The organism is Actinomyces ruminicola, from assembly GCF_900103885.1.
GTDB classification, from domain to species: Bacteria; Actinomycetota; Actinomycetes; order Actinomycetales; family Actinomycetaceae; genus Actinomyces; species Actinomyces ruminicola.
In genome coordinates, this window is record NZ_FNIM01000007.1 from 36,501 (window position 1) to 62,792 (window position 26,292).

Genomic DNA, 26,292 nt, shown 5'->3' on the forward strand with positions numbered 1-26,292 from the left:
TCCCGTGCTCCCGGCGCGGTGACCGCACCGTCACCGGCCGGGGCCGGGACGGCGGCACCAGGGCTCACCTCCGGGGCGGAACGCGGCTCGGGGACGGTCATGGTGCTGGGCATTATCGCCGTCGTCCTGTGCCTGGGCCTTGGGGCGACCGGCCTGATCCAGGCGCAGGCCGCCGGCGGGCGGGCCCGTTCGGCGGCCGACCTGGCGGCGCTCGCCGGGGCGACGGCGCTGACCTCGGTATTCGCCCCGGCCGACCCCTGCGCCACCGCCCAGCGGGTGGCCCGGGCCAACGGTGCCGAGCTGGGCGCGTGCACCATCAACGGCGAGGACGTCACCGTCACCGTCGTGGTGCCGACCCGGATCCTCGGGATTCCGCGCCGGGCCGAGGCAGCTGCCCGCGCCGGACCGGTCAACCCGCTGTGAGCGGCCGACAGGCGTGTGTCGGCCGGTGGCGGCATACCGCGGATGCCGCCACCGGGCCGGGCCCGGACTCGGGGCGAACGCCCCGGCTGATTGGGGCGTCGCGGGCCGGTGCCCGGGTCCTGATGCATGAGAAGGTGGGATGGTGAACGCAGCGACCGTTTTGCCCATGGTGGCGGCCTATGTCTCGGCCGCCGTCTCCGTAGCGTTGGCTGCTGGCCCAGCCTCCGGCTTCGCTCGGGGATACGTCGACCGACTGGAACACGCCGGGGCCGATGACGCTAAGGACGTGGCCGAGGTCGATGCCCCCGGTGGGGGCACGGCCGAACAAGCCGCCGCAGGCGCGGTCGGCTTCGATGCCACCGGCGGCGAACCGACCAGCGGGGACAGGGGCCGAGCCGACGCCGACGTGCAGGTGCGCATCCATGAAGTGCGTGTGCGCGCCCGGGGCTTGCTGGGCGGAGTCCCTCAGGGAGCGCTCGCGGTGCTCCTGTGCGGGGCGACCCTGGTGTGGGGGCTCAGCCGCGGCGCGGAGCTGGACACGGCCTTCGCCTTGCCGGTGGTGGCGCTGCTCGGCGTGGCCGGCAGCGTCGACGCCGTCTGCCACCGCCTGCCCGACCGGCTGCTCGGCTCCGCCGCGCTCTGGCTGCTCGCGGTCACGGCCCTGCGCCCGGTGGCGGCCCTGATCGCGGGGATACCGGCGTCGGCGGCGCTGTGGCCCGCCGGCCGGGCGGTGTTGTGCGCACTGGGCGCCGGGGCTGCGGTCTTCGTGATGTGGCTCATTCCCGCGTCCGGCATGGGGCTGGGTGATGTGAAACTGTGCGCCCTGCTGGGACTGTGGCTGGGATATGCCGCGGTGGAGTATGTGGTCACCGGTCTGGTACTGGGCTTCGTGCTCGCCGGGCTGGTGGCGATCGGGCTCATGCTCACCCGCCGGGCCGGGCGCAAGGACATGCTCGCCTTCGGCCCCTACCTGGCCGTGGGCGGCTGGCTGGCCTGGCTGCTCGCCGTCGCCTGACCCCGCGTCCCGGGGCCACACGGCGCGGAGCGCCGCGCGAGTCTGCCGCGTGCCGGCCCCGGGCGCCCCTGAGCCGGCCGCGGCGGTGGCCCCTCGCGACGCCGTCTAGGGTTGGTCTATACCTTGCCTATACCTCGTATATGCCTCACGGCACCGGGGAGTCGTCGGGAATCGCGTCCAGCAGCAGGTGCAGCAGCGCGATCGCACCCGCCTTGTTGAGCGGCTCGTTGTTGTTGCCGCACTTGGGCGACTGCACGCAGCTCGGGCAGCCGGACGTGCACTGGCACTCCTCGATCACCGTGAGCGTGGCCGCCAGCCACTCGCGCCCGGCCCGGAAGCCGCGCTCGGCGAAGCCGGCGCCGCCGGCCTGGGCGTCGTGCACGAACACGGTGGGCGCCAGCGTCTGCGGGTGCAGCGCCGTCGAGAGCCCGCCTATGTCCCAGCGATCGCAGGTGGCCAGCAGCGGCAGCATGCCGATCAGCGCGTGCTCGGCCGCATGCAGGGCGCCCGGCAGCTCCGCCGCCTCCAGCCCCGCCCGGACGGTTAGCTCCACCGGCACCGTCCACCACACGGCCGCCGTGGGCAGCACATGCTCGGGCAGGGACAGCGGCTGCTGGGAGACCACCTCCATGCCCGGCAGCGCCAGCTTGTTGTAGCCGACCACCTGGCTGGCGACCTCCACCGAGCCGAAGGCCCACACCACGCCGTCGGCCCACCGCTGGCTCTCCCGCTCGGCCACGATGCGTATGCTGCTGCGCTCGCGGGACCGGGTGCGGTAGTCGAGCGCCGTCTTCCGGGTGACGACGGCCGCCTCCTCGGTGAGCTCCTCCACCAGGTAGGTCCGGCCCTGGTGGATGTAGACCGCGCCGGGATGGACGGTGGAGTCCGCGGCCGCCCCGGACACGGTGCCGACGACGGCGCCCGTGGCCGCCTCCACCACGGGCACGTCCGGCGGGCCGTCGCCGCGCAGGGAGGTCAGGTCCTGCGCCCGACCCGGCAGGTTGGTGTTCCAGAACCAGCCGGTGGGGCGCCGGCGCAGCGCCCCGCGGGCGGCCAGCTCCGTCAGCAGGGAGTCGTCGGACAGGCCGAACAGGTGCAGGTCCTCCTCCCGCAACGGCGACTCCGAGGCAGCCGCGCACAGGTGCGGGGCCAGCACGTAGGGGTTGGCGGGGTCGAAGACGGTGGCCTCCGGGGCGGCGAACACGGCCTCGGGGTGGCGGACCAGGTAGGCGTCCAGCGGATTGTCGGAGGCGATCAGCACCGCCACGCCGCGGCCGCCGGCGCGCCCGGCCCGCCCCGCCTGCTGCCACAGGCTCACCCGCGTTCCCGGCCAGCCGGCGATGATGACGGCGTCCAGGCCGGTGACGTCGATGCCGAGCTCGAGGGCGTTGGTGGTGGCCAGCGCCCGCAGGCGCCCGCGGCGCAGGTCCTGCTCCAGCGTGCGCCGCTCCTCGGGCAGGTAGCCGCCCCGATAGGCGGCGACCGTGCCCGCCAGCTCCGGCTGGGACCGGCCGAGCGTGTGCCGGGCGCGCTCGGCGACGATCTCAGCGCTGCGACGCGAGCGCACGAACACCAGGGCGCGGGCGCCCACGCTGAGCAGGTCCACGAGCAGCTCGGCGGCCTCGATCACGGCGCTGCGACGCGCCGCCGGATCCTCGGTCGGGTCGAGCGTGTCCGGGCCGGCCGGTTCCGGCCGGTTCAGGTACGGGTCGGCGGCGGGGAAGTCGTGCGCCTGGGCCAGGGCCGCCACCGAGTTCTCCCATACCGCCCAGGGGTCCAGCAGGGCCGGCTGCCACAGGGCGAGGGTCCGCTCCCCGGCGGGGGCGGCGTCGTCGGTGACGGCGGTGACGGCGTCGGGAGACACCCCGATCATTCGGGCCGCCGTGAGGGCAGGCTCGGCCGCCGTCGCCGAGGCGCACAGCACTACCGGCTCGGGGCCGTCCGGGCGCAGGCGCCGCACCAGCCGCAGCAGCCGGCGCAGCACCAGCGACACGTGCGCGCCCAGGATCCCGCGGTAGGCGTGGCACTCGTCGACCACCACGTAGCGCAGCGAGCGCAGCAGCCGAGTCCAGCACTCGTGGCCGGGCAGCAGGGAGAAGTGCAGGAAGTCGGGGTTGGTCAGCACCACGTCGGCGTGCGCGCGGGCCCAGTCGCGCTCGGGCAGGGGGGTGTCGCCGTCGCAGGTGCTCACGTGCACGGTGCGCAGCGAGCCGCCTGGGACGCCCGCCTCGCGCTGGACGGACTCGAGTTCGGTGATCAGGCGGTTCAGGGTGGCCGCCTGGTCGGCGGCGAGCGCCTTGGTGGGGGACAGGTACAGGGTGGTGGGGCGGCGCCCATAGGCGGAGATGCGGGTTCCGGCGTCGGCGCGCTGGGAGGCGAGCACCGCCGAGAGGGCGGGCAGCCAGGCGGCCAGGGACTTGCCCGAGCCGGTGCCGGTGGCGATCACCGTGTGGTGGCTGGCGTGTACTGCCTCGGCGGCGGCGACCTGGTGCGTCCAGGGGCGGGACACGCCCAGGCGGGTGTAGGCGGCGAGCAGGTCCGGGTCGGCCCAGGCGGGCCAGTCGCCGTGGCGGCCGGGGCGCGCCTGGGTGCGTTGCAGGTGGATCAGCCGGCCGTCGCGCGCGCCGACGCTCTCGAGCAGGTCGGTGAGGTCGCGCGCGGGCGAGTGCGGTCGGGCGGTCATGGCCCCAAGTGTGCCGCAGGGCTCTGACGGGAACCGACAGCTGGGTGGTCGGGAGGGGAGGGCGAGCCGGTGCCGAGCGGAGCCGGTCCGAGTCGCACACCGGAGCTGTCAGGACAAACTCGGACAATCGCGTTTTTTGGCTGAAATCATGCGGAGATGACGGTTAGGGGTGGAGCCCCGTGATGAGGCTCCCGTGTGCGGCGAAGTGCTTGGCGCACACGGGAGCCCTCCTCATCGTCCCGGCGGTTTTAGTGAAACCGCGGAATCATGCGGAATTGGGAGTCGGTGCCTGGACGGCCGTGTGCAAACCACCCCTGTGGGTGATCGGTGACCTCGAGGCGTGGACGCGCGACCCCTGTTTTCGAGGACTCGGCGGCGCGCTCGACTCGCAGCCGGGTGCTCATGGGTTGGACTGCCTACCGCGTCATCTAGGGTCGGGGTTCTACTGGCTTTGCGTATCGGCCTCTTTGTGTTTCCCCTAATGCCTATGCCGATGCCGACCGCCCCTCCACCCCGTGCGTGCACCTACTTGGACCGCGTTCCTCCACTTGGACCGCGTTCCTCCGCTTGGACCGTCTCAGAGCGCCTCTAGGACGGTCCAACTGGCGGCAGGCGGTCCAACGGGCGGTAGGCGGTCCAACTGGCGGCAGAGGACCCGACCGCTCAGGTCCGCCGACGTCACACGGGTGGCGTAGAGCCGCCGCCGTTGCGCAGACGACCAGACTCGCCGCCCCGGTACGTGAGATCCGCCGCCCCGGCACGTGGGGGGTGCAACCGGCGCACCCTACGCTCACACCAGCATCCGCACCCGCTCAGATTCACCGCTCCACGCACACACCGCACCTGCAAACACGAAGAGCCGTATATCCCGTGATCGTGGGGCTGTGGATGTCTGCCCGAAGGTGAGGCGGCCCGTGTCGGCCCGCTCACGCCCTCACCACACGCCGATGACGTTCCACCAGAGCGGTCCGACCACCAACCAAATGACCAGGTGGACCACGCCCACCACCAGTCCGGTGCGCCACCAGGTGCCCAGCTCCACGAAGCCGCTGCCGAAGTACAGCGGCGCGGGCCCATTGCCGTAATGGGTCAGGCAACCCATTAGGGTGGGGATCGCCCCCAGGAACACCGTCAGCGGCATGCCCGGCAGCCCGAGCGCCAGCCCAACGCCGAGGAACACGCTGAACATGGAGGCGGTGTGCGCCGTCCCCGAGGCGAACAGGTAGTGGGTGAGCGCATACACCCCGGTCAGCGCCGCGAAGGCTGCGAACTTCCCCAGCCCGCCCATCATGGTGCCCACATGGTCCCCGAGCCAGCCGATGAAGCCGAGCTCATTGAGGTAGGTGCCCATCATCACCAGGGCCGCGAACCAGGTCAGCGTGTCCCAGGCCGACCGCTCCGCCTTCATCTGCTCCCAGGTCAGCGCCCCGCTCAACAGCAGCGCCCCCAGTCCCAGCAGGGCCACGGTGGTGGCGCTCATGAACGAGTCGCCGATCACCCACAGGGCGATCATCCCGATGAATACGCCCAGCGTCACCCATTCGTGGTGCGTGACCGGCCCGAGCCGACGCAGCTCGCGGGCGGCCATATCGGCGGCGTCCGGGGTGCGGCGAATCTCCGGACGGTTGAGCGCGTAGATCACCAGCGGCACCACGATTACGCCGATCAGGCCGGGCACCACCGCCGCCATGAACCAACCCGGCCAGTTCACCGTCACACCCGCGGACTCGGCCAGCCGGGAGGACATGGCGTTCGGGGCGGCACCGGTGAAGAAGATGACCGAGACGGCCAGATTCAGGTTGTAGGTGGTCAGCGCCAGGTAGGAACCCAGCCGGTGGTGGCTGGACTTGTCGCCCGGCTCCGAGCCGAAGGCCCGCGCCACGCTCATCATCACCGGATACACGTACCCGGACCGCGCCGTGTTGGACGGGATGGCGGGCGAGGTCACCAGATCCGCCAGCCCCAGCCCGTAGGCCAGGCCGAGCGTGGAGCGCCCGAACACCCGGACGAACAGGTAGGCGAGCCGCTCGCCCAGGCCGGAGGCGATCACGGCGCGCGCGGCGAAGAACGCGGAGACGATCAGCCAGATCGTCGAGTTGGAGAAGCCGGACAGGGCGGCGCCGATCCGGTCCCCGGAGTCGCCGTCGGGCGCCAGCACCCCGGTGGCCGCGCACACCGCCATGGCGATGATCGACAGCGCCCCCATCGGCGCCGCCTTGAGGATGATGCCGATGATCGTCGCCAGGAAGATCGCGAACAGGTGCCAGGCCGCACTCTCCAGCCCCGACGGCGTCGGAATGAGCCACAGCCCTAGCCCGACGGCGAGGCTCACGGCCAGTGGCACCGGCCGGGTCTCGCGCCCGAAGCCGGTGCGGATCGGCGGTGCGCCCTTCGACGGCGGCCGGACGTCGTCGGCAGCGCTCATTTGATGTACCGCACCTTCTGGTAGAGCTCGGTCAGCGCCTGCTCCTTGCGCTCGTTGTAGAGGCGCTTCTGCTGCTCGAACAGGTTGTTGCCGTGGGCGTCGATAGAGACGATCAGGGGGCCGAAGTGCTTGACCCGGAAGGTCCACAGGGTCTCGGGCATACCCAGGTCTCGCCACTGGGCATCCTCGACCTCCTCGACGGCGGTGGCGGCGATGACCGCATTGCCGGCCGGGAAGACACAGTGCAGGGCGCCGTACTTCCGGCAGCCCGCCTCCGTGCCCGGGCCCATGCCGCCCTTGCCGACGATCAGCCGCACCCCGGTCCGTTCGATGAACTCCTCCTCGAACTTCTCCATGCGCATGGAGGTGGTGGGGCCGACGGCAACCACCTCGAACTTGTCGTGTTCCTCGCCGACGACCCGGATGATCGGGCCGGCGTGGAGGATGGCGCCCTCGTGGATGTCGACGGGCAGCTCGCGCCCGTACTCGATCAGGCGGCGGTGGGCCACGTCGCGGCAGGTGGTGATGTGACCGTCGAGGAAGATTACGTCGCCGACGCGGATGTCCTCGATGTCTGCGCGCTTTATGGGCGTGGTCAGGGTGATGGCGCGGCCGGAGCCGGTCTGCCCCGGGGCCTGCCGTGCGGCGGCCGGGGCGGCCGGGGTGGACTCCGGCCCGGCGCTGCGGACATCGTGTGTTTGGGCTGCGGTGCTCATAGTTCGACTCCCTGGTGGGTCAGGAGCTCATAGCTCAGGTCGGGGGCAAAGTGGATGGTGCCGCGGCGGTGGGACCAGCAGCCGGTGTTGACGGCGACCGACAGCACCGAGGGGTGCCGGGCGGAGTTCTCGATGTTGACGCCCATGGTGGAGCGGGTGCCGCCCAGGCCCTGCGGGCCGAGCCCGATGGAGTCGATCGCGGCCTGCAGCTCGTCCTCGAGCGCGGCGACCTTCGGATTGGTAGCGTGCGAGCCGACCGGCCGCATCAGCGCCAGTTTGGACATGTAGGAGGCGGCGTCGATGGAGGAGCCGATGCCCACGCCCACCAGCAGTGGCGGGCAGGCGTTGACCCCGTAGGAGGTCATCACGTCCAGGACGAACTTCATTGCCGCCTCGTAGCCCTCCCCGGGCATGAGGGTCTTGCCCTGGCCGGGCAGCGAGCAGCCGCCGCCGGCGAGGTAGACGTGCAGGGTCAGGTCGTCGCGGCCCTCGGCGATCTGCCAGTAGATCCACGGCGACTTGCTGCCGACGTTCGTGCCGGTGTTGTACTCGTCGAAGGTCTCCACGGTGTTGTGGCGCAGCGGCGCGAGCCGGGTGGCCTCGGCAACGGCACTCTTGAGCGTCTCGGCCAGGCCGTCGGTGTAGGGGAAGTGGCTGCCGACCGTGGCGAAGATCTGTACCAGCCCGGTGTCCTGGCAGGAGGGCCGCTTGAGCTCCTCCGCCAGCGCCTGATTGCGCTCCATGGTCTGGTAGATCATCGTCGCCATCGGGTTGGTCTCCTCGCGCGCCAGCCGCTTGAGTTCGGCGGTGACGTCGTCGGGCAGGCGGCGGGAGACGACGGCGGTGAAGCGGGCGATGACGTCGGCCAGGTCGGCGAGCTTGGCGGTGTTGGCGCTGGGCGGGGCGGTGGCATCGGTATGGGTGCCGGCGATGTCTATGGCGGTCACGGTGACTCCTTCGTCGTACTGGTTATGTCTTCAAGGATTCGCCGTGGCGCGGGCGCGGTCCTTCCGATGGGTCAGGCATCCCAGTGGGACTCAGGTCCCGCAACGGCGTATGGACGTGGGCCGGTGTCCACCGTGCGGCCTGAAGATCAACCCGGTTGGTGGAGCGGCAAGATCCGCTGCGCGGTGCGGATTCAGTGGATGTGCGCGGGTGTCCGGGGTGGTCGGGACGGAGCCGAGGAACCGAAGATTCGCCCGGTCTGGGTGGGGCGGTGAGGGCCCGTCGGGCGGATGCGTCGGCTGCCGCCCGTCTGCCCGTCTGCCGGGCCGACTGGGCGCGGGCCCGGTGTCCGCGCCGGGTGCGGACCCCGGCGCGGGGCCGTTCAGCGCTCCTCGCCGTCGGCGAGTTGCTGGAGGCGGGACGCCAGGGCGCGGCTGAGTTCGAGAGCCTCGTCCACCGGGGAGGACCGGGCGAGGCGGGCCGCCGTCTGGCAGGGGGCGTCGTCGTCGACCAGCTCCTGGGTGGAGACCGACCAGCCGCGCAGCACCCGCATGACCGTCTCGTCGGAGCGGGGCACGTAGGTCTTGTGGAAGATCGAGTCGGCGGCGGCCGTGTCCTCGGTGAGCAGCTGCCGGTAGGCCGACGGCGTGCGCCCGAAGGTGCGGCGGAAGGCGGTGTTGAAGGCCTTGACGTCCGGGAAGCCGACGTCTGCGGCCACGCGCGCGATCAGGTGATCCGTCTCGCTGAGGTCGCGCACGGCCTGGCGCAGCCGCACCCGGGTGAGGTACTCGCTGAAGGTCATGCCCACCTGCTGCGGGAAGATCTGGGAGAGGTAGCCGGGGGAGAAGCTGACGTGGCGGGCCAGCCGGGCCAAGGTGATGCGCTCGCGGAAGGAGCCGTCGATGTAGTCCACCGCCCGTTTGAGGGCGCGGCGGTCCGTCGCGGCGGGGCCGGGGGTGCCCGGCTGGCTGCGTGTGGGCGGGAAGTGGTTGAACAGGACGGCGATCACGTCCAGCAGGCGCGACTCCCAGGCCGCCTCGGCGCCCGGGCCGGTGCGGTGGGCGTCGAGCATCATGCGGGCCAGCAGGGTGCGTAGGCGGGCGAAGCCGGGCTGGTCGCGCGTGGTCGGGGTGGAGCGGCAGTCGAAGTGGGGGACGGTGCCGTCGGCGGTGAAGGAGGACAGGTAGTCCGCCTCCACGTGTAGGCACATGACGGTGGAGCGCGGCCGGGTGGCCAGGGTGGCGTGACCGGCGTTGGCGTTGATGACCACGACGTCCCCGGGCTCGTAGTTCTCCACGCCGCCCGCCACGCACACCTCGATGCGGCCGGTGACCACCACCAGTATCTCCAGGGAGGGGTGCCAGTTGTAGTGGTAGGAGCCGATGGAGTAGACGTACTGCTCCGCGCTGATCCCGCGGACGGGCGAGATGTGCTCGTGGCGCAACTCGCCCCGCAGTCCGGGGGCGAGGGCGGGGTCGGCGGTGACCATGGGGCCATGGTAGGCGGGGCGAAAAGTGTCCATCGGTGACCACTTTGAGCGATGGCCTACGTGTCGCGCTGTGAACGGATGGCTCCAGGACGGGGAAAACTCGATGCGGCCGAATAGCTTCTGGGCGCTCGCTGGATGAAAGTGGTCACGGATGGACACTTCTGGGTTCGGCGGGAGCGCGGGTGCCAGCTCGGTTGGCGCGTCAGGCGGTGTCTGACACGATGGACGCATGCGCATCGAATCACTCGGCTCGCTCACCGCGGCGGCCCTGGCCGCGGCCGCTGATGGTGCCGTCTATGGGCGTGGCCAGGGCATGGTGGATGCGGTTGGCGAACTCCGAGTTGCCGACGGTGAGGCCATCGCCACGGTTTCCGGCACCTTCCCCTATTCGGTTCGGCTGACCTGGGAGCAGGATGAGGATGGCGGGGTCGCGGGCGACTGCAACTGCCCGCATCACGCTTCGGGTGCCTTCTGCAAGCACCTGGTGGCTGTCGGCCTGGCCGTGCTGCAAGCGGCCGAGCGTTCCGGCGCCCGCGTGGAGGTGGAGCCAACGGGGGCGGAGGAACCGGCCACTGAGGACGACGCTGTCACCGCCGTCGAGGCCTACTTGAACGGCCTGGGTGCGGACCAGCTGCGCGAGCTGATCCTGAGTCTCGCCGAGTCCAACGCGGAGGTGTTCCGCTCGCTGAGCACGACGGCGTCGCTGTTCTCCGGAGATGTGGAGGCGGTGGCCGGGGACCTGTTGGCGCGGGCGAAGTCCGTCACCGGAGTGCGCCGCTTCCTCGGTTACCGAGACGCCATGGACTACGGCAAGGACGTGGGCGACGTGCTGAACGAGCTCGAACCTCTGCTTGAGAGCGCCGAGGGCGCTAAGGCAGCGGCGCCTGCACTGCTTCATATCACCACCCGCCTGCGCAAGCAGATGGAGAGGAACATTGACGACTCCAGCGGCTTGGTCGGTGATGTCTGCCAGCGCGCCGTGAGGCTCTACGCTCGTGCCTGCTGTGCCTGCCCGCCGGAGTCGGGCAAGCTCGGGCGCTGGCTGGCGAAGTTCCGCCTCGACTCACCAGGCTGGCCCGCGGTCACCCTGGCGGAGTTCCTGCCGGCACTGGGGAATAAGGGCCTGGCCGTTTACCGGCGTGCGGCGGCCAAGGCGGAGGCCGCCGCCGAGGCCGAGGGGAAAGACCCGGACTTTGAGCTGAAGCGGATGCTGCTGGAGCTCGCCGATCACGACGGCGATGTCGACCGCGCCATCCACCTGCTGAGCCTCGGCGAACACGCCCAGTATGGGGCGATTGTGGAGCGGCTGCTTGCGGCGGATCGTCGTCGTGAGGCGATGGCCTACCTGGACCGGGCGGTCGCCGAGGGGCGTGTGTCCACCAGCAACCTGGACTACTGGCGCAGGCGAGGTGGCGGGTACTGGATTGATCCGCTGCGTGCGGCCGAGCTGTACCGCGAGGACGGCCGCGACGAGGACGCGCTGGACATGGCTCGCGTGCTGTTCCGCCGCGCACCCACGCCGGAGATGCTCGATGTGCTCACCAAGGTCGGTGCCTGGACGGGCCGGGAGGATGCGGAGCGGGATGAGGCGCTGGCCTGGGCCGAGCAGCAGTCCTGGCGCAGCGGCGACCCGGTGATCGAGTTGGCGCTGCACGTGGGCGACGTCGAGCGGGCCTGGGCCGCCGCCGATCGCTGGGGCGTTGGCTACGCCTGGCGGCAACTCGCCGACGTCAGTCCGCAGCCGCGCCCGGACGACGCCATCGCCCTGTACTGTCAGGCCATTGAGGAGACGCTCATTCCTGTCGGGCGGAAGGCGGCCCGCGAGGCGGCGGCGCTCGCCACCCATATGATGGCGCTTGCCGCGGCCGCCGACGGCGTGGCAGGCGGCGGGGCGACGGAGCCTAATGATGCAGCTTCGGAGGGAAGCCGCGTGGCGGGCTGCCGCACGTGGCTCGCCGATCTGCGCGAGCGGTACCGGCGCCGCCCCACCGTCCGTGAGGAGCTCGACCGGGCCGGGCTGTGAGGTGAGTGGGCGGATCGGAGTGCTTCCCGCGCCGCCTCGACGGAGGCTCGCCACTGCTATTACGTACTCTTACGCCAGGCGTTAGAGCGCGTAAGAGTGGCTGCGGCTGGCGTGGCATCATTCTGCGATAACGCCGAAAGCGGGATGAGGCAGACCGTCGCGGATCTAGATGGAGCGCAGCCGGGTCCGGCTCGCCGATATTGTCGCGTACCAGCAGCAGTGTGCTCAGGAGCGCGGCGATGTTCTGGACGCCATGACACGCGAGGCCACCGATCTCGGTCTGTATGACGATACCGCCGCGGACTACACAGCCGCCTTGCGTCGCGCGCGAAGGGTGAGGCTGCCGTGACGCTTGGAGAGCGTCCTTTCATCCGGACTGTAGTCTCCTCAAGTCTCCTGGCGTTGTGCAGTCGGGGTGTGTAGGACGTTGAAAGTGCGTGCTAGGTGACAGTCAAGTCCATCTGCCCGTATTTTCTTGGCGTCAGGAGTCCCCTAGCGGTCAAAGGGCTTCTTGCAAGGAGAGGCCAGATGTCTTCGCGCAGCCATGTAGTGGAGATCCCGGATTCTCTCTGGAGTTTATCCATTATCACGAAAATGGTGAATATCGACCGTGGCTCGAAGTTGCCGTAGTTCTGCTTGGCCCTCCGCTTAATGTTCATGGGGAGCGGTGGTGCATCGAGAACTGAGTGATTCCAGATGCGGGCGTGGTGAGCGACGCGGTTGCGCAGGTATGCCAGAGAGCGTATTTGGTTTGCCAGAGGGGCTCGGGCGACTCCTAGGGATGAGGCGATATGGTCAAGGATCAGTGTTCCGCTGCATGCTTGGATGCACCTCGAGAGTGTTCCGAATGACAGCGCTTCGGATATTGCCCACACGGGCATGTGGTCGTATGCCTCCGCCAGGTACTTGCCCTGCGGGCCCTTCTTCGACTCGTCGCGGTAGTGAGATACGTAGGCTTCTTTACTTCGATCAAGATCGCGAAGGACGTGCTCTTCGATCGGTTCCTCGTTTGGGTTGGGGGACTGGGTGAGCCCCATACCACGGGTAAGCGCGCCCTCTGGTGAAGTGTGCTGGGCGTAATGATGTGCGAACGTTGTTCGTAGTAGTATCTCAAGCTTTTGTATGGCCTCAAAGGCGAGTGTGGCGACGGCCTGCTCGGTTTCGTAGGTCTCCCGAATTGTGGAGAAGTTTGCGCCTTTGATGAATCTGTTGTCGCCGTTTTCAGGGGACCGTTGCCAGTATCGGAAGTATCCGGAGAAGCGGTAGTAGCTGACTTGCGATAAGAACCTGAGGCAAGCCTCGTCATCGTCGATGATGAGGCCGCGGCTGTGAAGTCGTGCCACCTGTTCTTGTAAGCTGAGCCAGGTTTTCGACATTGAACCTGATCCGTCCAGAGTAGAAAAGGCCCCAGCCATTTGGGCGTGGCTGCGATGAGTCATAGGCCTGGCTGGGGGGCGATTGAACCCATTGTAGGCACCAACGTGCCCGCGGTGCATGCGTTTGCGTGTGTGAGTTGGGTATCGTCACGCTCATGGTTTCGCTCCGGCCCGCCGGCGACGAACAGGTGGCTCTGGATGGCCGCGAACCGGCCGGCAGCCGAGCGTTCGTTCACGCTGCCCCGTGCACCCCTTCCAGCAGGGGGCTGGCCTGTCCGGACCAGGAGATGGCGAGTTGGTCGCGGGCGCGGGTGGCGGCAACGTACAGCAGCGAGCGCTCGCGCAGCAGCGCATCATCGTGATCGGCCTCGGAGTATTCCTGCTCCCGTAGGGAGCGGGGGATAGCCTCAACGGACACGTCGAATAGCAGCACCTTGCGGAACTCCAACCCCTTGGCGCGGTGCATGGTCATCACCACCGGTCGGCCCCGGCCCACCGCCTCCCGGTCCACGGGGCGTACCTCCACACCCCGGTGCGCCAGGCCGGTGACTACGTTGTCCCGCTGGTAGCGGTCGCGCACCAGGACGGCGATGGACTCCGGGGCGTCGACCCCGGCGGCACGGTCTTCATCAAGCCACAGGTTCAGCAGCGCCGCGGCATCATCGAGCTCGGCGGCGTGGTCCTTGGCGTGCAGCAGCAGCGGCTCGGGACCGGAGCGCGGAGACACATAGTGGTGCTGCTCCGCCTGCCCCTCCAGGTCTTCGAACTTGCCGCGCTCCAGGATCTCGAAGGCCAGATCGAGGTTCTGCCGGGTGGTGCGGTAGTTGCGCGTGAGCCGCCGTGATCTGCCCCGCACCTGAATGCCGTAGTGGCTGAGCGTGATCTTCTTGCCGTAGATCCGTTGGTGGGAGTCCTCCGCCAGGAACAGGTCATCGGGCCCGGGCTCGACCAGCGCGCGCAGCAGCTGTAGGTGCGCCGGGGTCAGGTCTTGCGCCTCATCTACCAGCACATGCCGGTACGGTCGGGGCACTCCGCGCGCAGCCTCCGCATCCAGCCAGGCGGCGGCCAGCGCCAACAGCTCGGCGAAGGAGGCGACGCCGAGTTCGGCACTGCGGTCCCGGTACTTCTCGATCACGTTCCACACGGCCGCCCGCTTGCGCCGGTCCAGCGCCACGCCCCGACCCGGCCGCCGGATGCGCAGGTACTGCTGGAGCGTGGTCACCCGCTGCGGCAGCACCACCAGCTCGTACTCCGACTCCAAGAAGTCCGTGGAACGCAGGTTCTCCGGCAGATCCTCGCCGGTGAGGGTCAGGGCGTCGTCCCAAAGGTTCTTCCGGGTCACGGTCAGCACGTTGGTGCGCCGCCTGCCGAGCACCTGCGTGGCGGTGTCGGCGATGGCGTCCCCGGCCCGCTGGAGGATCGCCCGGGCCACCTTGTCCAGACCGCTGACCATCAGTCCGGGCTGCCCGACGCGTTCGGTGAATTCGAGCGACGGATCAAGCTCCGCCACCTGCCGGCGCAGGTCATCGGCCAGGTTGCGCGTATAGGTGGTCAGCAGGATGTGCGGCTCCTGCTTCGCCGCGGCGTCACGCCTGGCCAGCTCGACGGTACGGTGGACGGCGACGACGGTCTTACCCGTACCGGCACCGCCGGAGATACGCATAGGTCCGTTCGGGCGACTGTCCACCAGTGCTCGCTGCTGGGGGTGGAGGAAGACCTGCCACTGTGCGAAGGTGAGGCCGTCGATGGCGCGGCGCAGGTCCTCATCGTTCTCGATCCAGGTGAAGGAGGAGCGGGCGGCGCGCGTGCGCAGTCCCTCAATGAGCTCCGAGTCGGAGGAGTCGGCGGCCACGTGCTCCGGGCGGCGCAACTGGAAGTCGTCGCGGACATCATCGATTGTGGAGCCCGTGGCCAGGGCGAGCAGCGCCTCCCCCTGCCAGGGCACCTCCGCGGTGGCGGCCAGGTCCAGCAGTTGGGACTCACGGGTGGCGGCCAGCGCCGCGGCGGCGAGCCGCACGTCGATGCCGAGCTCGTCGCGCAGCACCTCAATGCTCAGGCCCTGCGGCCAGGTGGGGGCGGCGTCCCGGCCCTTGACGACGACGGCGTCCGGCAGGGGCTTCGGCGTGGCATCCGGGGCGAGCGCAGTGGTGCCCCCCGTTCCGGTGGCGGCCCCGGCCCCCGTTGCCGGACCGCCCTGCACCGCCCCCGCGGTCGGCTGCACTGGCGATCCCGACGTCGCGGCGGAAGCGGCGTCCTGACGCGCCTGCGCGTTGGCGGCCTGGAGGCGGGCGGCCTCACGCGCGATCTCGGCCGCCTCCCGCTGAGCGGCATCGAGCTTGGCTTGGGCCTCCCGCCGGGCCTGCTCGACGGCGTCGGCCCCCTGTGCGATGGCGTCCTGAATCCGGGTCACCTCGGTGGTGCCGTTGGCGGGGTTGATGCGGACGGTGACGGACTCGGCGATCTTGATCGCATCGTCGTGCGGCCAGATGCCGTGGAAGACGTATACGGGTTCGGTTCCCGCGTTCAGTTCAAACAGCACTGCCCGGTAGAAGCCGGTCACCCGGGCGGTGCGTACGCGCTTGTCCCGGGCGTTCCGGATCGGCTCCACGTGCAGCCCGGAACTGGTGGCGTCACTGGCGAGCTTGTTTAAGAACGAGCCGACCTTCGCCTGCAGGGACGGATCTTTCGCGGTCGCGTCCTTGACCTTGCTACTGGGCCAGACGATTGCGGGCATATCAGTGTCCCTTCAGGAGCGCGGAGACTTCTGCGGCGGTGGCTGCGGAGTCATCCCCGGTGACGACGACCCTCCAGCCGGCCGCCTGCAATACTGCCACGTTGCCTTCGGGGGGCTGGGAGACGACGGCGACCCGCTGCGATGCCCACGACAGCTCGGTCATGACGCCGTCGGCGACCTCCTGGCCCTCGCCGTCGCGGGCAATGCCGTCCCGGGCCAGGTGGGGCACCAGGGCCAGGACTTCATCGGGCATGAGTGTGGTGTCGACGGCGTCCCAGCCGAGCTCATGCATGGTTTCGGCGGAGACCCCGCTGCCGCTGACGGCGGCCTCGGCAGCGGCCCGCTCCTGCAGCTCGGTCAGGGCCAGGGAGGTGGTGGTGATGGTGACGGGCGCCTGCGCCAGGGCCAGCACGTTGCTCAGCCGCAGCCAGGTGCGCCAGGAGTCGGCGTGCGCGGGGGAGGCCACCGCGTCGTCGGAGTCGTCGAGGACGAGCGCCATGCCGGTGGTGGCGGTGCCGGTGAGCTGTATTGCCAGGGACAGGTGATCGGCCACGAACACCGAGCAGGAGGTCTGGGCGGAGGTGGTGGTCGGCTCGGGGAGCCGGCTGCCGGGCCGCAGCGCCCGCAGCGCCTCCCACAGGGGGTCATTGTTAGGGCTGGTGGCGGGCGTCCAACTCATGGCGGCGCCCCCGGCCAGGGGCAGGTGCCGGGTGGCGCCAAGGATGAGCGGGCTCCAGATGGAGTCGGCCAGGGCGCTGAGGGCCGTGCCGGTGGGGCCCTGGCCGTCGGCGTCGTCCAGCAGCATGGTCACCAGCAGCTCCATGGGGCCGCCCCGCCAGGCGGTCAGGGCCTGGTCGGTGACGGCGCCCGCGCGGGCGGGGCGATGCTTCCCGGTGCGCAACTGGGCGACGGCGGGATCGTCGAGCCAGGCGGGCTCCCACGTGCCCGCCAGGTCCTCAAAGCCCAGGGAGATGACCCGGTAGCCGTGTGCGCGCAGACGAGCCCGCTTGGCGGCGTCGTCGGCGAGCCGGTTGTGGGATGGGCTGGCGTGGTAGCCGCGGCCGTCGGTGTAGACGGCGATGGGGGAGCGGCCCAGCGGACGCTGGCAGGTGAAGTCGGGGCGGGTGCCGTGGGCGTCGAGCTGTGGGCGGATGCGCCAGCGGCCGCCGTCCAGGTCGAGCGCGGGCGCGCCGGAGGGGCTGGGCACGGTGGTCACATTCATGGTCTTGCTCAGGCGCCGCGCTAGCACGGTGCGGAAGCTGGCCTCCAGGGGGCTTTCGCCGACGCCGGCGTGTACGGCCTCATCGGTGACCGTCCAGGTGGGCACGTGCGGCTCGAGGTCGGCGAACAGTTCCTCCTCATCCATGCCCAGCAGCTGCCGCAGCGCGTGCAGCGCGGCCACGCGAGTCACCCCGGCGGATGTCGCATGGGGCTGCAGGCAGCGGTGGCACATGGCGGTGTCCTCGCCGCGGCACGGGCATTCCTCCAGGTGTCGGCCGGTGGTGACGATCAGCTCCCACAGTCGTTCGGGGCCGTCGAAGTCGGTCAGGTAGCCGGTGCCGCCGGGAACCGCGTCGTGCAGGAGCAGGGCGGGTCGGGTCTCCACGGCCTCGCCGTCGGCCACGGGGTAGGGGACGGCGGTGATCTCCAGGTGGTCGGGGGCGCCGCCGGTCAGCAGTTCCAGGCCGAGCAGGATCGCGGAGGCGAGGGAGCCCAGGCCCTCCTGGTAGCCGGCCAGCCCCACGGGGAGCACCAGGGCGATGGCCTCGGTGGTCAGCTCCCGCATCAGGTCCACCTGGATCACGTGCTCCTTGGGGTCGGTGCGGTGCTCGCACCAGGGCCGGTGCTCGGAGGGGCTGGAGGCGCCGGTGTCCGTGTCGAGCTTGCCGCAGGCCTCGCACAGGCGGAAGTCACGGGAGGAGACCGGCAGGGAGGCGACTTGGTCCACCGCCTGCCCCGCCAGGGCCCGCCCGGTGTTGAGCCAGCGCAGGGCCAGGCCGCGGTAGCGGACCAGTCCGAAGCCGGAGGCGCTTACGCTCCACTCGCGCTTGACCCGTTCCGGGTTGAAGTCGGCCAGGGGCAGCACCTCGAAGCTGGTGCGGATGCGTTCGTCGTTGCCATCCCCGATGCGGGCGTCGTCCTTGGAGACGTCGGCGAAGACCCGGTCCAGGTGCAGCACCCGGCGGGCGCGCCCCACGTCGGCGATGGCGGTGTCATGGCAGCGGGGGCACTGGGCGGGGGCGGTGGGCCGCTCCTCCTGCGGGGGCCGGACGTCCACGTAACCGCAGGCCTGGCAGCACAGCCACCACTGCGCCTGCCCACTCAGCCCGGAGCCGTCCACGCCCTGAATACCCATCTCCATGCCGTGGGTGTAGAAGGTGGCGCCGGGCGCGAACTCGCTCAGGGCGTGGACGGAGGGACGGTCGATGTCGTAGGGCTCGGAATGGAACTCGTCGGTCTCCGGGTTGCGCCAGGACACCCGGGCGGACAGGCGCACCATGTCGTCGATCAGGGCGTAGTTGGGCAGTACCCCGTGCCGTTCCAGGGCGGAGACCCAGTGCTCCTGCTCCAATTCTCGCAGGCGGGTCTCGATGGCGGTTAGGGTGCCGTTGGCGGCGCGCAGGGCCCGCTGGTCCTCCTCGGTGGGGTTGGGGCGGAGCGTGGCGGCCCGCAACTCGTGCAGGGAGTCATCGACCTGCTTGTGCTGGCGGCGCAGCTGCTCGGCCTCGGTCCGGTGCTCGGCCACGGCCCGCTGCAGCATCTGCTTTGGCCCGGCGCCGTCGTCGTGCCGGATCCAGGTCTCCAGGCGGGTCAGTGCCGGGGTGGGGTCGGCGAAGGTAGCGTTGAAGGTGCGCGCCAGGATCGCCCCGTCGCGGGTGATCCGCTCGCATACGGCATTGATGAAGGAGTCGTCCTTTGCGCTCAGGGCGGCGCGAGCGTCGCCGCTGTGCCGGGCGGAGGGCACAGCGGGGTGGTTCTCCCGGGTGAGCACGTCAATCACGTAGGCGATGAACTGGCGGCGCAGTATCTCCTCCGCCCCCAGGTAGGTGGACGGCGGCCTGACCGCGCCGTCCAGCAGGTTGGCGGGGTCCTTGAGCAGGGGCAGCTGCTCGCGCCTGCCGGGCACGTACGCCAGCGCCAGGGCGGAGCCGTTGCGCCTGCCCGCACGCCCGACCCGCTGCACGTAGGAGGCGACCGTCTCCGGCAGGGAGCCGAGCATGACGGTGGACAGGTCCCCGATGTCGATACCCATCTCCAGGGTGGGGGTGGCCACCAGCACGTTAGGGTCGCCGGGCCGCTGCACGGGGCGCTTGAAGCCGGCCTCCACGGCGGCGCGCTCATCGGAGTCGAGCAGTGAGGTGTGCTCGTGGGCGTCCACGCGCCGCACATGCGCCCCGGCATACATGTCCCGGTAGAAGCTCTCCGCCTGGTGCGCTCGGGCCTGAAGGGTGCCGGGGCAGTCCGCGGTCAGGCAGTGGGCGCCGTCGAGCTGGTCCACGGTGGCGACGGCGGCCGGCAGCTGGCTGCGGCAGGTGTCGCACACCAGGAGCAGTTCCTCACCGGTGGCGTCGTGCAGCGGGGAGACGATGACGCGCTCGGCGGGGATGCCGTAGACGGTGCCGCCGGTGTCGGTTGCGGTGGCGGAAACGATCTCCGCCTTGGCCAGGTCCGCCAACAGGGCGCGGGCGAGCCGGGCGGCGTGCGTGGGGGTGACGTGCAGGCACTTGCGGGTCCAGGTGGCGTACCAGGACTGCAGGGAGCCGACCGGCGCGAAGGCGGAGCGGCGCGTGTCCACGCTGCCGCCGACCTCCGGGAAGGCGGGGGCGCTGCGGCCGACGGGGAAGGCGGGCTGCCCCTGGCGCCGGTTGCGCTTGTACCAGATCCACAGGCGCTTGCCGTTGTCGCGCTTGTAGCGGGTCAGCCATTCGTGGTCGATGGCGCCGTCCCGGCGCATGTGCTCCAGCGTGCCGCGCACCCAGGCGAGCAGGTCACTGTCGCCGACGCCGTCGAATCCGGGCAGGGCCAGTTGCTCGCCGCCGTGCTCCCCCAGGACCGCGCGGGCCAGGCGGGTCAGGGCGCCGGCGCGCCCGGCGGACACATGCACGGTGACGGAACCGGTTGCTTCCAGGGTGCGCCCGTAGGTGGACTGGAGTCCGACCTCCAGGGCGATGTCGAACAGGAGCCGACGGCGTACGTAGCCCTGAGCAGTGTGCCGTCTGCTGTCGGTGGCCTCCGGATCCCAGTAGGGCTTGAAGTGCTCGTGCTCGGCCAGGGCGGAGGGCACCAGCCGGTAGCGGTCGAAGGCGCTGGATTCGGCGGCGTCGAGGGCGGCATCCGTCCAGGCGTCGATCGGCATGTCCGCCCGCAGGGCGCCGCGCAGGGCGGAGCGCAGGCTCATGGTGTGGGAGCGCTGGTCCACGAAGCCGGCCCGGTGGGCGGCGTCCTGCACGGAGTCGGTGAAGATCAGGGCGCGCTTCTCGGAATCGTCGAGGGCGTCGTCGCCGAACAGCGTGGTCAGGGAGACCGACAGCAGGGTGGCGACGGCGGAGCCGAGGAAGCGAATGGAGTCGGTGGCGCCGCAGGAGGGGCACACGTCGTGGGTGGAGGCGTCGGCGACGGCGCGCTCGTCCCCGGTGAGGGTGAGCACGGGCAGGAAGCGGCCCTCCCGGGTTTCCAGGTCGGCGTCCTGCGGCGGGCGGGTGAGTAGTTCGCGGCCGTCTACGGAGTACCAGCGCAGGCCGGGGTGGCGGGTCTCGGGGCTGAGGTCGTCGGCGTCGAGGCGGGCGCGGTAGTCGGCCTCCTCGCCGGGGGCGTGCAGGAGGGCGCGGAAGCGCGTGTCGCCCAGTAGGTGGTCGCGGCGGACGGTGGACTGGTCGTGCTTTTCTCCCTGCCCGGTGGGTGCCAGGACGATGCCCCAGCCGGAGCGGCCGCAGGAGCGGCAGTACACGGCGGGCCGGGCAGCCGGGCGCTCGTCCTCGTCGGTGGGGGCGGGGGCGTCGTCGGACCAGCTGAAGGCGGGGCGGGCGTCAAGGGCCCGGTCCACGCGGGTGACCTCCCTAATCCACATGGTGACTTCGACGCCGACGGCGCTGCGGTCCGGGGTGCCGTCCAGGCCGGCGCGGATGGTGGACAGCGCCGCGAGGATGGTGGCCAGGGCCAGGCGGGTGGTCTCCGGATCGGGGGCTGGGCCGAACAGGCGGTAGGCGAGGTCGCTCAGGGCGGTGGCGTGCTCGGCGGCGCGGATCAGTTCCACCACGTCGGGGTGGGAGTGCAGGGCGGCCGCGAGGACCGGGGCGTCGGGGAGCGCCTCGGTTGGGTCTACCGGATCGGCCGGGTCAGCCGGATCAGCAGCGGCGGTCGGGGGTGAGCCGGGGGCCGCCAGGGCGGCGTCGTCGGGGGTGCCGACGGCGTCGGGACGCCGGTACAGGGCGGCGACGACGTGGGCGAGCAGGTCGGCGGGGTCGGGGGAGCCGGCGTGGGCGAGGCCGGCGAGGGCCTGGAGGGCAGGCGCGGTGAGGTTGCGCAGGTGGATCGGGTCGCCGAGCGCACCGGCGGGGACGGCGGCGCGGCGGGAGGCGACCCACTGCTCCAGGTCGGCGCGTGTCTCCAGGACGACGGCGTCGGCGGGCATGTCCACCCCGAACACGTCGCGGGCGAAGGCGAGCATGCGGGAGGGGTCGCCGCCGTCGCCCAGGGTGGCGGAGGTGGCCACGGGGCAGACGGGCCCGAGCGGGGAGGCGTCGAAGGCCTGCCGGCGCGGGTCGTCGTCGGGCAGGAGGTCGCGCAGGGCCAGGCCGAGGCGCCGCAGCAGCATGGCCACGTCGGTGCCCTGGGCGCCGTCGTAGGTGTGGAACTCGTCCAGCACCAGGTAGGTGAGGGAGGCGGCGGAGGCCCGCCACAGCTCGCGGTCCTCGGGGCGCAGCAGGAGCTGGTCGAGCATCTTGTAGTTGGTCAGCAGAATGTCCGGCGGGGACTTGCGCAACTGGTCGCGGTAGGTGATGAGGGAGTCGGCGGTGACGCGGCTGTGGTCCTGGGCGGTGTCACCGGTGTAGAGGCCGGCGGTGACACCTGCCAGGGCCGGGTCGGTGGCGAGCAGGTGGGCGAGGCGGGCGGCCTGGTCGGCGGCCAGGGCGTTCATCGGGTAGAGGATGAGGGCCTTGATGCCGGTGATGCCCTGGGCGCGGGCGCGCAGCACGTGGTCGAGGACGGGGTGGAGGAAGGCCTCGGTCTTGCCGGAGCCGGTGCCGGTGGTGACGATGGTCGGCTCGGGGCGGTGGCCGCCCTTGGTGGTCAGGCGGCGGTAGGCGTCGGCCTGGTGCCGGTAGGGGGCGAGGCCGGGGTCCCAGTCGAGGGCGTCGGAGCGGGCGCTCGCGGGCAGGTAGGGCAGGCGCAGCCGCACGTAGGGGCCCACGAAGATGCCCTGCTCGGGGTCCTGGAGGAAGTCGGCGAGGGCCCGCCGCGGCTCCGCGTCCGTGAGTGCGAAGTTGGTGGAGAGGTAGTCGACGATGGACCGGCGGATGCGTTCGGCCTGGAGGCTGGGCAGTAGGAGGGACACGGGTCAGCCTCGCGGGCCGTAGGGGCGGGGGAGGGGACGAAGGAGACTGAGCCCGGCGGTGGGGGTGAGGGTGAGCTTGATGGTGGGGGTGAGGCGGCGAGCCCCGGGCGGGGTGTTAGGACGCGGACGACGGGCCCGGTGGGAGATGCGGCTCACAGGGGCGAGGGTACCGCAGGGGTGGTGACAATCTTGGGAAAACGGGGTAGCGCGGTCTTGAGGGAGCTTTGCCAGAGGAACCTGAACAACCGCCTCTGACCAACTCTGGGCTCATGACAGAAACGGTACAGTAAGCATGCGGGACACATCGATGCGCAGACGTACGTTCAGGCTGATCCGTAGACCTCGAAGCCGCCCTTTGTGACCGTCTGCACATAGGACGCGGCACCCGCAATCAGACGTAGCTGTTCATCACTAGCTGAACCAATACTCATGCCCGGTTGTACGACGATCGTTGTGAACCGAGGAAACAGAGTAGGCGCCTTCTGCCTGATCGCGTGCAGTATCGCGCGGTCGCCTATCTCAAATGGAGAACGACCGAAGGTCTTTATGTAATTAGTGGTCCGGCGCGCAAGATGATCGAGAAGCGGTGAAGCTGCCTTGTCTCGCCATCGTGCGCCCCGCATCGCTTGACCGCAGACTTCATAAAGATCTGCGAGGCGAGCCCCGGGCGTAGGTTGCGACGAATACTTGCAGTGTACGAGAGTGACGTGCAGGTCGCCGCCCTCGACCCTGAGCCCGACTAGGTCGGCCGCTTCCCCGGACCTATCGTCGTCAATGAGAACGTCGAAAGTTCGGTTGTCCATTAGGTAGCGCGCCATAAACGCTTGAATCGAGTCTTTGCGTCGGTCTGGGCCTTGCGATTCGACCTTAATATCCACGCCGCCGCCGGCCCAGTTGAGCGGCCGCAATTGATCGCGCGGATATGGTGGTGGCTCGGACCGAGATTCCAATAACCTGCCATCGCCGGTGATTAGCCGGTCGCCGGCTAATAGAAGAGTGGGTTTATGGTTGTTCAACCACTTAGACAACGTAACAGCCTGCCTGCGCCCACCTTCAACGGTAGCTTCGTCTTCCACGGCGCGATAATGAACGCCTGAAGCGCCGAAACGCGCCTCATACTGAAGGTCCCAAAATGGTGTGACGATGGAGAAACGAAGCGGCCCCTCCACGCCATAATCATCGACCTTAAATTCAGCATCGGTCAAAAAGGTGTCGCGATTGTTGTAGACAATGTGGGGCAAGGTCTCAGTTCCAAGATAAAGGCTCCAGGGCCACTCGATCGCAAGGCACGGATAAGGTGGGCGTTCCTTGACATCGGTAGGGATGATCATATCGCGGAACAGGGAGTGGACGTCAATGGTTGAGTCGCGTAGCTTTCTGCCTTGTTCATGGCACCACCACCGCCATTCGGCGAGACTTGACGCGGTCCGTGTTGACCAAAAACGTCCCGACAATGCTGCTGCAATAGTGATGCGTTCCCCTTCCTGAAATGCCTTAGCTGCTATATGGGTGTTGGCTTTGTGAGAGCGTTCGGCTTCCGTGAGTGCGGTCTCGACGTCGCTGCCAACGTGCATGGAAAATCGTTTGTCTCGGTCTCTGGCATCAAGGAGTCCTATGTTCGTCGGTATAAGACGGTCGAGGTTGGAGAAGACCTTGAAAGTGTCGTAACCTTTGACAGGAATCGCCTCGTGGTCGAGTACCGCCTCGACCAGGTCATCTAGGGCACGTTTTGTATCGGAGCAATGGATATAGAGCAGCCCCAGTGCTCGGTCCAGAAAGAGCGCAATCAGCATATAGTCCGTCGTCCGTAAGGACGGAATACTCCCCCAACGGAGGTCTGTGACGTTCTCGATTACGAACCACGCCATAGTATTCTCGCGGTTGACGCTGATCGCATCGTCCAAGATTGCGTCGCCGTAGACGTCGCGTGCGGCGAATGGATCCCAGTCGTCTGTTGTTGTCGCAAAAGCGCGAGCGCTCATTTTCGGCTGTAGGAGGGCAACTGGTACCTCGGGCGGATTATCAATGAATGATCCCTCGAACCTACTGGCCTCATCGGCGCGTTCCGTTGCTCGCTCCGTTGTGTCACTGAGAACCTTGTCCCAATCGGGATCCTCACGCAGGAGGGACCGTAGCGGTGAGAGTGCATGCCTTGGTTCCTGCCGAATGAAGACGCTAGCTTTGCCGATTGGGACCGGGGCGGAAGTGCGAGCGAGTCGCCCGATGAGCTGGATCATAGGGCTGAGAGACTGGTGCGTGTCATGAAACGCTCCGATTTTGAGCGTGGGAAGGTCAAAACCTTCTCCGAGCATGTCGACACAGACAATAACCCGACTCAATCGATCCCGCATCGCTTGGACCGCTGCGTCCCGCTCGGCAGCAGGTAGCGAGTCGTAGATAACCTTAGGATGGAGATCGGGGGCGAGGGTGGAGTACAGTGCGTGGACCGCGTCGGCTCGCTGTTTCGTTCCAACTCTGGCCAACAGCAGGTGCTCATAGCCAGCTTGTAAATCTTCGCGAAGCCTGGTCAGGGCGGCGTTTGCGAGCGCTTCGTCGTCGTCATCAAGGTCGAGAACTGCAGTAAAATCGATTTTGCTGAAGTACCCTTCACGTTGTGCCTCACGGAGAGGAAATCGATAGATAATGCGCCCTGGCAGTGTTCGGCCATCGCGCCGGTAAGGAGTTGCGGTGAATAGCAGTACGGGACGCTCGTCGAAGGCGTGGATAATCTCCGCCCACGTTCGCGCGCACGCGTGGTGTGCCTCGTCGACCAGGAGATGGGTGAAGCCTGAGAAGAAGGACGCGCGAACGGATGATTTCGATGCGCGGATAGCGCTCGGAGTTGCGACAACGACGTTGCAGGCGGCTACGAAACTTGTAGCCGCCTCTTCGCTTTCGAATTGTCCCGCAACACGCCCGACCCGCGGTCTCAACGCGGTAGCGCTGACGATTTCCTCTCGTTGGAGGATTCCGAGAGTTTCGAACTTCGATGCGATCTGGTCTCGCAGGGCAGAGGAAGGGACCACTACAAGTACGTGTTCTGGGCGCTGTGTGACCAGCCACGCGAGCATCGTTTCGGTCTTACCCGTTCCTGTAGGCATGACAACGATCCCTGGTTCGGTCATTCCGGAAGATTGGTAGCCAATAATGGAATGTAATGCCCCGATCTGCGGGCGGCGGAGACTGTGTGGGCGGCTGTGTGGCGTGAACCCGATCGCTCCGTCGAAGGAGTTGCGAACGGCTTCTGTAGGTGTTGGCTCCCGCTGCCCGACCCAAGTGACTGTGGTGTCGGTGACGCCATCGGCGGGAATTAAGGCCCGGAGTTCGCCGTCTGCTGGAGTGACGTAATCGGGTGCTGTGGGCCACTCGCCGTAACGGCTGCGAATGCGCGGAGGCACTTCATTTGTCAGTTCAAGTCCGTCGTGTGCCGGAACGAGCAGCTGTCGGATTATGTTCTTGCCGACGGTGCTCACCTGTGCCCAGACCTCATCGGTTCTCAAAGAAACTGTAGCGGTCATGACTCGCTTCGTACCTCTCGCATCGGTTGTTCGTCGGGAGGAGTGAAGATGGCCGGTGGTTCCTGGAATACTGCGGGTTGTTGATGATCTTGCTGTTCTGGGTGAGGGACACCTTCAAGGTGAATGCTACAGCATGCGTGTATCCGGACGTGGGGGTGCAGGTGGGGCGCGTGGCGCCGGTGTGTGTGGCCGGTGTGGTACTGCTGGGAGAGACGGCGCTTGCTGTGGGTGTATGGGTGGGGCCTTGATCCGACGTTGGTGCTGTGGTGCGGAGATGGGGCTGTGCATGATCCGGGTGAGACCGCTTGCGATCTGGCGCTGAGTGTGGCTGGGGGCGGGGACTGCTAGTCGGACTTGGCCCGGTTCTGATGCGAGCTGGCGGCGCTCGG

14 protein-coding genes are annotated in these 26,292 nt (G+C 69.0%); 4 read left to right on the top strand and 10 right to left on the bottom strand.

Annotation, left to right across the window (positions count from 1 at the left end; all coding sequences use genetic code 11):
* Positions 1-18 precede the first annotated feature (18 nt).
* Together BLR49_RS13655 and BLR49_RS07160 are read left to right on the top strand one after the other, a co-directional pair.
* Positions 19-423 carry an Rv3654c family TadE-like protein gene (locus BLR49_RS13655; RefSeq protein WP_281241804.1) on the top strand — a complete coding sequence of 135 codons (405 nt, stop codon included), beginning with the start codon at positions 19-21 and terminating at the stop codon, positions 421-423.
* A 139-nt stretch (positions 424-562) separates the two neighbouring features.
* Positions 563-1,438: a prepilin peptidase gene (locus BLR49_RS07160; RefSeq protein WP_092535615.1), complete on the top strand. Its 876-nt coding sequence runs from the start codon at positions 563-565 to the stop codon at positions 1,436-1,438.
* Between the two features lie 145 nt (positions 1,439-1,583).
* On the opposite strand, the gene BLR49_RS07165 is transcribed toward BLR49_RS07160, so the two are convergent.
* The 5 genes from BLR49_RS07165 to BLR49_RS07185 form a co-directional block, all read right to left on the bottom strand.
* On the bottom strand, positions 1,584-4,121 hold the full coding sequence (locus BLR49_RS07165) for a DEAD/DEAH box helicase (RefSeq protein WP_092535618.1): 2,538 nt from the start codon (positions 4,119-4,121) through the stop codon (positions 1,584-1,586).
* 934 nt (positions 4,122-5,055) lie between these two features.
* On the bottom strand, positions 5,056-6,546 hold the full coding sequence (locus BLR49_RS07170; RefSeq protein ID WP_092535621.1) for a DASS family sodium-coupled anion symporter: 1,491 nt from the start codon (positions 6,544-6,546) through the stop codon (positions 5,056-5,058).
* Positions 6,543-7,262 (bottom strand): L(+)-tartrate dehydratase subunit beta, encoded by a 720-nt coding sequence (gene ttdB, locus BLR49_RS07175; protein WP_092535624.1) that lies wholly within the window; start codon positions 7,260-7,262, stop codon positions 6,543-6,545. Before ttdB ends, BLR49_RS07170 begins: the two co-directional genes overlap by 4 nt.
* Positions 7,259-8,209, bottom strand: coding sequence for a L(+)-tartrate dehydratase subunit alpha (ttdA, locus tag BLR49_RS07180; protein ID WP_092535627.1), 951 nt, complete (start codon positions 8,207-8,209; stop codon positions 7,259-7,261). The genes ttdB and ttdA overlap by 4 nt, the downstream gene beginning before the upstream one ends.
* Before the next feature lie 380 nt (positions 8,210-8,589).
* The gene (locus BLR49_RS07185) at positions 8,590-9,696 is read right to left on the bottom strand and encodes an AraC family transcriptional regulator (RefSeq protein WP_176765807.1); all 1,107 of its coding nucleotides are present in this window, start codon (positions 9,694-9,696) and stop codon (positions 8,590-8,592) included.
* A 229-nt stretch (positions 9,697-9,925) separates the two neighbouring features.
* Between BLR49_RS07185 and BLR49_RS07190 the strand changes: the two genes are divergently transcribed.
* Both BLR49_RS07190 and BLR49_RS07195 read left to right on the top strand, forming a co-directional pair.
* Positions 9,926-11,719: an SWIM zinc finger family protein gene (locus tag BLR49_RS07190; RefSeq protein WP_143013722.1), complete on the top strand. Its 1,794-nt coding sequence runs from the start codon at positions 9,926-9,928 to the stop codon at positions 11,717-11,719.
* 169 nt (positions 11,720-11,888) lie between these two features.
* Complete coding sequence (locus BLR49_RS07195; RefSeq protein ID WP_092535636.1) at positions 11,889-12,068, top strand: hypothetical protein; 180 nt, start codon at positions 11,889-11,891, stop codon at positions 12,066-12,068.
* A gap of 91 nt (positions 12,069-12,159) precedes the next feature.
* Here BLR49_RS07195 and BLR49_RS07200 read toward each other — a convergent pair whose 3' ends face one another.
* From BLR49_RS07200 to BLR49_RS07215, 5 genes are all read right to left on the bottom strand, one after another.
* Positions 12,160-13,095, bottom strand: coding sequence for an Abi family protein (locus tag BLR49_RS07200; RefSeq protein ID WP_092535639.1), 936 nt, complete (start codon positions 13,093-13,095; stop codon positions 12,160-12,162).
* Between the two features lie 232 nt (positions 13,096-13,327).
* Positions 13,328-15,829 carry a UvrD-helicase domain-containing protein gene (locus BLR49_RS07205; RefSeq protein ID WP_092535642.1) on the bottom strand — a complete coding sequence of 834 codons (2,502 nt, stop codon included), beginning with the start codon at positions 15,827-15,829 and terminating at the stop codon, positions 13,328-13,330.
* Position 15,830: 1 nt separating this feature from the next.
* Positions 15,831-22,385 (bottom strand): DEAD/DEAH box helicase, encoded by a 6,555-nt coding sequence (locus tag BLR49_RS13865; RefSeq protein ID WP_092535645.1) that lies wholly within the window; start codon positions 22,383-22,385, stop codon positions 15,831-15,833.
* Positions 22,386-22,388: 3 nt separating this feature from the next.
* Positions 22,389-22,541, bottom strand: coding sequence for a hypothetical protein (locus BLR49_RS13255; RefSeq protein ID WP_176765808.1), 153 nt, complete (start codon positions 22,539-22,541; stop codon positions 22,389-22,391).
* Positions 22,542-22,708: 167 nt separating this feature from the next.
* Positions 22,709-25,903 (bottom strand): DEAD/DEAH box helicase, encoded by a 3,195-nt coding sequence (locus tag BLR49_RS07215; RefSeq protein WP_092535648.1) that lies wholly within the window; start codon positions 25,901-25,903, stop codon positions 22,709-22,711.
* Between the last annotated feature and the right edge of the window lie 389 nt (positions 25,904-26,292).